Below are 7,112 nucleotides of genomic sequence, written 5' to 3'. Positions count from 1 at the left end.
CAAAGAAACTTTACAGGAGTTTTTTGAAAAAGGTGTTCCGTTTGCACAACAGCAAATGACGTCGCACCAGTTTGCTAACTTGTTCTTTACTATTACCGGTTTCCATGGTTTCCACGTATTTAGCGGGGTTATCATCAATATCATTATAACCATTAACGTGCTTTTAGGCACTTATGAAAAACGCGGCAGCTACCTGATGATTGAAAAAGTTGGCATTTACTGGCACTTTGTAGATTTGGTGTGGGTGTTTGTATTTACTTTCTTTTATTTAGTTTGATCATTTTAACCTGATATATATTATGTCATCAGAACCAACAGAAGTTCATCACGCCGAAGGCGAGCACGGAGAGACAATGACCCGCAAAAGAATATGGAAAGTGTTTTTCATATTACTAGGTATTACCTGCGTCGAGTTTTTTATAGCCCTTTTCCTGGTGCCTAACCACCACATGGATATAAAATATGCTAACCCGGCATATATTATTTTAACACTGGTAAAGGCATTTTATATTGTTGCTTTTTTTATGCACTTAAAGTTTGAAAAAATAGGCTTGGTGTATGCCATATTAGTGCCTATCCTTTTCATCATCGGTTTGATCCTGGTATTGACTAACGAGAGTCACCACTGGATTCATCTGAGGATTGGTGCATAAGTTGAGCCTTGTTAAAAAAATCATAATCCTGGTAATGATATTAGCGTTACCGGGATTTTTATATTATTTGCTTACCGCCGAAGGTAAGAACAGGTATAAGCCGTTGCCTTTTTTCGGGCCGAAAACACTATCAGGCACCAGCCATAAATTTCATGGCGATATTATTCCGGATACCACTTATCATAAACTGCCCGATTTTAAATTGACAGACCAAAACGGCAATGCAGTAACTGCTAAAAGCTTTGACGACAAGATATTTGTAGCCAGCTTTTTTTATACGCATTGCCCATCGGTATGTAATACCATTAACAAAAACGTTAACGCGCTGCTGTCAGACTACGCCAAGAATAACATGGTGTGCTTTGCCTCAATAACAGTCGACCCGGAAAGAGACTCGGTAGCGGTATTGAAAAAATACGCACAACAATATAATCCGCCAGGCATAAAATGGTTATTCCTGACGGGTGATACATCGGCTATCTATCCCCTGGCCCGCAAAGGCTTTTTGGTTAACGCGGTAAAGGTTACTAACGATGATTTTATATACAGTGATAAGCTGATATTGATAGATAAAGAAAAACGCATCAGAGGTTATTATTCGGGCACGTCAACCAATGATATCACCAAACTGAATGACGAAATTAAAGTGCTGATAGCCGAAGAGCTGCGCAAGAATGATAAACCACTGTATTAGATTTCAAGAAGCAAGATCTAAGAATCAAGAATGGGTTAAATTAAATAGATAATAAAATGATATGGTCTTGATTCTTGCATCTTGGCTCTTGATTCTTTCAAACAATGACTGATAAATTTATATTCCGCTTTGTAGCTGCCGTTTCCATATTTGTATTTGTGGTGGTTTTAATATTAAGCATGAAAATATTGCCTAAGCCGGCGGTATTGCCATCATTTATGCATGTGTTACCTTTGCTTAACGCTTATTTAAATGGTACTTGTAGTATATTATTGGTTATATCTTTGTACCTGATCACGCATGGTAATGTTACCTGGCATAAACGCGTTAATATTTTGGCATTTTGCTTGTCATCACTTTTTTTGGTGTCTTACATATTATTCCATTGGCTAGCACCCGAAACAAGGTATGGCGATTTGGATGGCAATGGTATTGTGTCTGCTATGGAAAAGGCCGCTGCAGGTAACTTGCGCTATATTTATTTCGTTATATTAATATCACACATTATACTGGCAGCAGGTGTGTTACCGTTAATATTATTGAGCTTTTATTACGGCCTTAAAATGGAAGTGATAAAGCATAAAAAACTGGTCAGATGGACATTCCCGATATGGTTGTACGTAACCGTTACGGGTGTGATAGTTTATATATTAATATCGCCTTACTACCATTTTTAAAACAGAAATGACACTGAATAATTAATTAAATTTACCACATGAAAGCGTACAGATTATTATTGATCCTTTTTGTTGCCGGGATGTTAGCCTGTAGCGTTGTGCCGGTTAACGCCCAATGTGCCATGTGCACTACCTCGGTCGAATCGAACGCTAAAAATGGTAACAGTACCACCAAAGGTTTGAACAATGGTATAATGTATTTATTGGCTGCTCCCTACCTGGCCGTGGCCATAGTAGGCTATATCTGGTACAAAAAATACCGTCGCAAAAATGTTGATCTGAACATGCGCGATGAGAAACTTCATTTAAATTAAAATAGATATATAGTCGGTTTCGACTTCATTTATAACATGGCTAAAACATCCAAAACATGGGCAATGTTACATGCCAAATGCCCACGCTGCCGCAGGGGCGATATGTTTACCGGACGAGTTTACAGCCTCACCACCAATCGCATTAATTTAGATTGCCCCCGCTGCAATATGCATTTCGAGATCGAGCCGGGTTACTTTTACGCGGCCATGTATGTAAGTTATGCTTTAAACGTGGGTGCATCATTCACCATTGCTATGTTAACCTATTTTATAACGGGTAATACCACATCGCCGTGGTTATATACCGGTGTTATTATTGGCGGATGTTTTTTATTTGCTCCGATAATTTTCCGGGCCTCAAGAGTATTACTTTTGTATTGGTTATCGCCCAAAATTCATTATCAGCCTTATTTAGATGTAGATGATACAACAGCAAACACTTAATTTTTTAAAAGAGCTTGTTGACAATAACAACCGCGAATGGTTTATGGCCAACAAGGACCGTTATGACGTTGCGCGCGAAAACGTTATCGATTTTACAAGCCAGTTGATTAAACTAATGCACAAGGTAGATCCCGCGTTATCGTCAGAACTGGATGCTAAAAAATGCGTAATGCGTATTTATCGCGATATCCGGTTCAGCAAAAACAAAACACCTTATAAAAACAACTTCGGTATAAGCCTGCCAACATCAGGCACAAAGCTGGGCGGTGCCGAGTATTACCTGCATATACAGCCCGGAAAATCGTTTATAGCAGGTGGTTACTGGATGCCCGAAGCCACGCATTTAAAAGCCATCCGCCAGGAGATTGACTATAATGGACATGAACTTACCGCTATTGTTGACACACCCGAGTTTGTTAAACTATTTGGCGACTTTAGGAATCAGCGGGATAAATTAAAAACTCTGCCCAGAGATTATGCTGCCGATAATGAAAACATTGAACTGTTAAAGCTAAAAAGCTTTATAGTAATGCATCCCATAAAAGATAAAGACATAATGAGCGGCAAAGCAGCCGAAGATATAGCGCAGATATGCACCAAAATATACCCGCTTAATGTATTTTTACGCAACGCAATTGTTTAACCTGTAAAATCCAGATCCCTGATGAAAATAAAGTATTTATTATTTGCCTTTGTTTTATGCCTTAGCTTGCACTCATGCGTAGTTTTGTCAACCAAAAAATACCAGGCAATGGTATCACAGCGAGATTCGCTGTTTACCCGCACCGCTAATTTAGAAACCCAGGTAGCACAACTACAAAGCGATACCGCGCGCCTGCGCCATGAATTGGCCGGCCTTAAAGGCGACCTGGCAGACCAACGCGGTGCTTACGGTACCTTAAAAGGCAATTATGATGCGTTAAATACAAATCTAAACTCCACCAACTCAAAGGTTAGCCAACTGTCAAGCGACCTAAAAAAGAGAGAGCAACGCTTAAAAGAAGTAGAAGATATTTTGCGTAAACGCGATGAGGCTACAAACGCGTTGAAAGATAAACTGCAAAAAGCCCTGCTTGGTTTCCAGCAAAATGGTTTAACCGTGGCTATAAAAAATGGTAAGGTATATGTTTCACTTACTGATAAATTGCTTTTTCCATCAGGCAGTATTGTAATTGACGAGCGTGGTAAAGCGGCCTTAAAACAATTGGCCGCAGTATTAAATAAAGAACCGGATATTAATATGGCGGTTGAAGGCCATACTGATGATAAAAGGATTATTAACCTGGGCCAGATCAAAGATAACTGGGATTTGAGCGTTCTGCGCGCTACATCAGTTACCCGCTATTTAACTGAGGTTGAAAAGATAGATCCGCATAGGTTAACAGCTACCGGCAAAGGCGAGTTCCAACCCATTGACCCGACAGACAGCAACGATGCTCGTACCAAAAACCGCCGGATAGAAATTGTACTTAGCCCTAAATTGGATGAGCTGTATAATTTGATAACGAAGTAAGCCCCACCCAACCCTCCCCGGAAGGGAGGGCTTTAAAAACTTTGCTCTTAAAAGTCTCCCCTATCGGGGGAGATTTAGAGGGGGCTCTAAAACGGGCTCACAAACTCCGCAAACTCCGGCAATACCAAGTCCTTTGGTGATATTAAAGCATCCTGCTCTGCAATGCCCCAGTTGATGGCAAGGGTAGGGTCGTTCCATTTAACGCCAACCTCGCACTCTTTACTGTAGTAGTTATTTACTTTATAGATAAAAATGGTATTGTCCTCCAACGTAGCAAAGCCATGTAAAAATCCTTCGGGGATTAAAAATTGAAGCTGGTTATCGCCGCTTAGTTCAATAGTTTCGTATTTACCATAAGTTGGCGAATCTTTACGCGCATCAACCACTACATCTAAAACCCTGCCTTGTATTACCCGCACCAGTTTAGCTTGTGCATGTGGTGCTGCTTGCGCATGCAAACCACGGATCGCTCCTTTGTGTGAAAACGATTGATTATCCTGCACAAAATCAATGTTAATGCCGCTTGCCGCAAACTTTGTTTTACTGTAACTTTCAAAAAAATATCCGCGGCCATCATTAAACACCTGCGGTTCTATTATCATTAATCCTTTAATACTGGTTTCGGTAAATTTCATTTAGCTTACTGTTTGCATTAAAGTATTAAACAATACAAATTGGTTCTCGAATTTTTGTTGATGAATAGCCTGTAGTTCCTGCAAATGTTTATCATTGAACAGATTATATTTTTCGCGGTCGTCTGTTAAATATTGGATGCAATAAGTAACTCCCTCGTTTGGCGAATCAAGTACATTCAGGATTTTATAGGAGTTAAAATGGCCGGTTTTCATTACCATAGGTATGTATTCGGCCTGCATCCAGTTTAACCATTGTTTATGGATGCCTTCATCCACTATTATGGTTTCGTTATATATTATCATGCCGCAAAAATACAAATTAAGCAGATATGATTTTTACAACTTTAATCAGGATGACGCATCTCCACGCAGCTTTCTAAATCGTTTACGCGCTTCGTTAATATACAAGCTGCCTGCATAATCGGTTATGATTTTTTGGTAATAGCCTTTAGCTTGTTCCTTATCATTTAGCTGGTTTTCATAAATATCGCCCAGCATAAATACGGCATCATCAGCCCAAAGTTCTGATGGATGATCAGCAACTATTTTTTTCAGATCGACAGATGCGCCGGCATAATCTTTTTGCTGGATTGCTATACGCGCTTTAGCCATTAAAATATCGTCACTCAATTTATTGTCTGGAAATTTAGTGTTAATGCTATCCAATATGCGTATGGCTTTATCCTGTTGTTCGGCAAATATTTGCATATCTGCGTGGGCATACATTTTTAATGCTTTTCCGCTGGTATCAACCGCAATATTGTCAGCTATTAATAACGATAAATTAAGGGCATCATTAGCTATTAATTGAGATGTAGCAGCTTTTAACACATCTAACTGACCTTTGGCCCAGGTAAAATCGCCGGTGTAATAAGCAAACTTGGCGTTCCTGAATTTGGCATCCTGTCCAATGGTGGTGTTAGGGTATTCTTTTTCAACCTGGCTATATAACAAGGTAGCCTCCCATGGTTGGTTATTTAGCAGGTAAACATCGCCCAAGTCAAGCTTGCAGGCTGCACGCAAGTTAGGTTGCAGCTGTGGTATGTTAATAGCATCTTCCAATACCTTTTGTGCCTCGTTTAGTTTGTGTAATTTAAATACCTGTAGATTAGCCAGTTTTTGCATAGCAAAGGCAGTCCCGCTATTTTGGCCAAACTCGGTTAATAGGTCAGTATAGTTTTTTTCAAGCTCTATTAAATCGCTTTGTACATATTTACCGGCGGTTACTTTTAAATTTTTGGTATTTATTAATTCAATTTTTGCTGATACATAATAAGGCTGGGTTTTGCCTTTGGTTATTAAGTATTCGTATCCGCGTATGGCAGCGTCATAAGCCTCATTAAAAACAAGGGTATGGCATAGTTCAAAAATATCGCTCCCATCTGTATTGCTTCTGCGGTCGAGCGCAAGTGCCTGGTTAAGCGCCTGGTCAAAATCTTTTTGTTGTAAAAATTGCCAGGTTAATAAATTAATAAAAATGGTTTGCTGCGGATCTTTTTGTATTCGTTTTAATAATGCAATGCGCAGCATATCATAATCGGCATCGCCTTCAAATAAGGTGGAGAAAGCGTTTTCTGCCTGGCTTAAAAACAAAGGGTTTTTAGGCAGTATATTTAAGTATTCTTCGGTTAGTGCGGGCTTATCTCTTTTAAAGCGGTAAAGCGTTACCAACTCATATGAGAAGAGGCTCTCATTATGTAGTAGCTTACGGCCCTGCTGAAAAGTTTTTATGGCATAATCTGCATTGGTGCCCTGGTAAAACTGCATGGCCAGCATGGTGACAGCATTTTGATCGGTCGGCAGGTTTTTGATCATGTTATCATACAAAGCATTAGCCTTTTCAGTATCACCGTGCTGGGTATAAATTGATCCGAGAGTTATTACATATTCGGTAGCAGCCGGGTGCTTACGCATCATTTTTTTAGTGGTGCTTTCGGCATCATCAAATTTTTTAAGGGATAGTAAGGTATTAACGTAACTGTTATAATAGGCATCATTATCCTGCTTATAAAGTTTTTGATAAATTTCAAGGGCTTTTTGGTATTCGCCATTAGCGCTGTATTGTTTCGCCAGCAGCAACTCATCGCTTTGGGCAGAGGCCCTTGAGAAACAGGCAATAACTAAAAAACAAAATACCAATATTTGCTTCATTGTATAAAAATAAATATTAAAAGTTAAACAC

General features: G+C 39.4%; 11 protein-coding genes. 8 read left to right on the top strand and 3 right to left on the bottom strand.

Annotated elements, in window-relative coordinates; all coding sequences use genetic code 11:
• From JWQ34_RS00175 to JWQ34_RS00140, 8 genes are all read left to right on the top strand, one after another.
• On the top strand, window positions 1-277 hold a 277-nt coding region (locus tag JWQ34_RS00175), incomplete at its 5' end, for a cytochrome c oxidase subunit 3 (RefSeq protein ID WP_299352145.1).
• A gap of 22 nt (window positions 278-299) precedes the next feature.
• Window positions 300-653 (top strand): cytochrome C oxidase subunit IV family protein, encoded by a 354-nt coding sequence (locus tag JWQ34_RS00170; protein WP_299352142.1) that lies wholly within the window; start codon window positions 300-302, stop codon window positions 651-653.
• A 34-nt stretch (window positions 654-687) separates the two neighbouring features.
• Window positions 688-1,347: an SCO family protein gene (locus tag JWQ34_RS00165; protein ID WP_299352139.1), complete on the top strand. Its 660-nt coding sequence runs from the start codon at window positions 688-690 to the stop codon at window positions 1,345-1,347.
• Between the two features lie 104 nt (window positions 1,348-1,451).
• A complete protein-coding gene (locus JWQ34_RS00160; RefSeq protein ID WP_299352136.1) occupies window positions 1,452-2,024 on the top strand; it encodes a DUF420 domain-containing protein in 573 nt (190 codons plus the stop codon).
• A 38-nt stretch (window positions 2,025-2,062) separates the two neighbouring features.
• On the top strand, window positions 2,063-2,338 hold the full coding sequence (locus tag JWQ34_RS00155; RefSeq protein ID WP_299352133.1) for a hypothetical protein: 276 nt from the start codon (window positions 2,063-2,065) through the stop codon (window positions 2,336-2,338).
• 36 nt (window positions 2,339-2,374) lie between these two features.
• Entirely contained in the window at window positions 2,375-2,782 is a 408-nt protein-coding gene (locus tag JWQ34_RS00150; protein WP_299352131.1) for a DUF983 domain-containing protein, read from the top strand.
• Entirely contained in the window at window positions 2,760-3,425 is a 666-nt protein-coding gene (locus JWQ34_RS00145; RefSeq protein ID WP_299352128.1) for a DUF2461 domain-containing protein, read from the top strand. Before JWQ34_RS00150 ends, JWQ34_RS00145 begins: the two co-directional genes overlap by 23 nt.
• Before the next feature lie 21 nt (window positions 3,426-3,446).
• Window positions 3,447-4,295: an OmpA family protein gene (locus tag JWQ34_RS00140; RefSeq protein WP_299352125.1), complete on the top strand. Its 849-nt coding sequence runs from the start codon at window positions 3,447-3,449 to the stop codon at window positions 4,293-4,295.
• Between the two features lie 86 nt (window positions 4,296-4,381).
• Here the strand turns inward: JWQ34_RS00140 and rfbC are convergent, their stop codons facing one another.
• The 3 genes from rfbC to JWQ34_RS00125 are packed head-to-tail and all read right to left on the bottom strand — an operon-like array spanning window position 4,382 to window position 7,081.
• On the bottom strand, window positions 4,382-4,930 hold the full coding sequence (rfbC, locus tag JWQ34_RS00135) for a dTDP-4-dehydrorhamnose 3,5-epimerase (protein ID WP_299352122.1): 549 nt from the start codon (window positions 4,928-4,930) through the stop codon (window positions 4,382-4,384).
• The gene (locus JWQ34_RS00130) at window positions 4,931-5,233 is read right to left on the bottom strand and encodes a DUF4286 family protein (protein WP_299352119.1); all 303 of its coding nucleotides are present in this window, start codon (window positions 5,231-5,233) and stop codon (window positions 4,931-4,933) included.
• Between the two features lie 45 nt (window positions 5,234-5,278).
• The gene (locus JWQ34_RS00125; RefSeq protein WP_299352116.1) at window positions 5,279-7,081 is read right to left on the bottom strand and encodes a tetratricopeptide repeat protein; all 1,803 of its coding nucleotides are present in this window, start codon (window positions 7,079-7,081) and stop codon (window positions 5,279-5,281) included.
• Window positions 7,082-7,112: the final 31 nt, after the last annotated feature.

This window comes from Mucilaginibacter sp., from assembly GCF_028288185.1.
Lineage (GTDB): Bacteria > Bacteroidota > Bacteroidia > Sphingobacteriales > Sphingobacteriaceae > Mucilaginibacter.
The sequence above is the reverse complement of the archived record's forward strand: the minus strand, read 5'-3'. Positions and strand labels throughout refer to the sequence as shown.

Coding starts and splice junctions, on each gene's coding strand:
- JWQ34_RS00170 (WP_299352142.1), top strand. CDS start 300: ATGTCATCAGAACCAACAGAAGTTCATCACGCCGAAGGCGAGCACGGA.
- rfbC (WP_299352122.1), bottom strand. CDS start 4,930: ATGAAATTTACCGAAACCAGTATTAAAGGATTAATGATAATAGAACCG.
- JWQ34_RS00140 (WP_299352125.1), top strand. CDS start 3,447: ATGAAAATAAAGTATTTATTATTTGCCTTTGTTTTATGCCTTAGCTTG.
- JWQ34_RS00145 (WP_299352128.1), top strand. CDS start 2,760: ATGATACAACAGCAAACACTTAATTTTTTAAAAGAGCTTGTTGACAAT.
- JWQ34_RS00130 (WP_299352119.1), bottom strand. CDS start 5,233: ATGATAATATATAACGAAACCATAATAGTGGATGAAGGCATCCATAAA.
- JWQ34_RS00150 (WP_299352131.1), top strand. CDS start 2,375: ATGGCTAAAACATCCAAAACATGGGCAATGTTACATGCCAAATGCCCA.
- JWQ34_RS00125 (WP_299352116.1), bottom strand. CDS start 7,081: ATGAAGCAAATATTGGTATTTTGTTTTTTAGTTATTGCCTGTTTCTCA.
- JWQ34_RS00165 (WP_299352139.1), top strand. CDS start 688: ATGATATTAGCGTTACCGGGATTTTTATATTATTTGCTTACCGCCGAA.
- JWQ34_RS00155 (WP_299352133.1), top strand. CDS start 2,063: ATGAAAGCGTACAGATTATTATTGATCCTTTTTGTTGCCGGGATGTTA.
- JWQ34_RS00160 (WP_299352136.1), top strand. CDS start 1,452: ATGACTGATAAATTTATATTCCGCTTTGTAGCTGCCGTTTCCATATTT.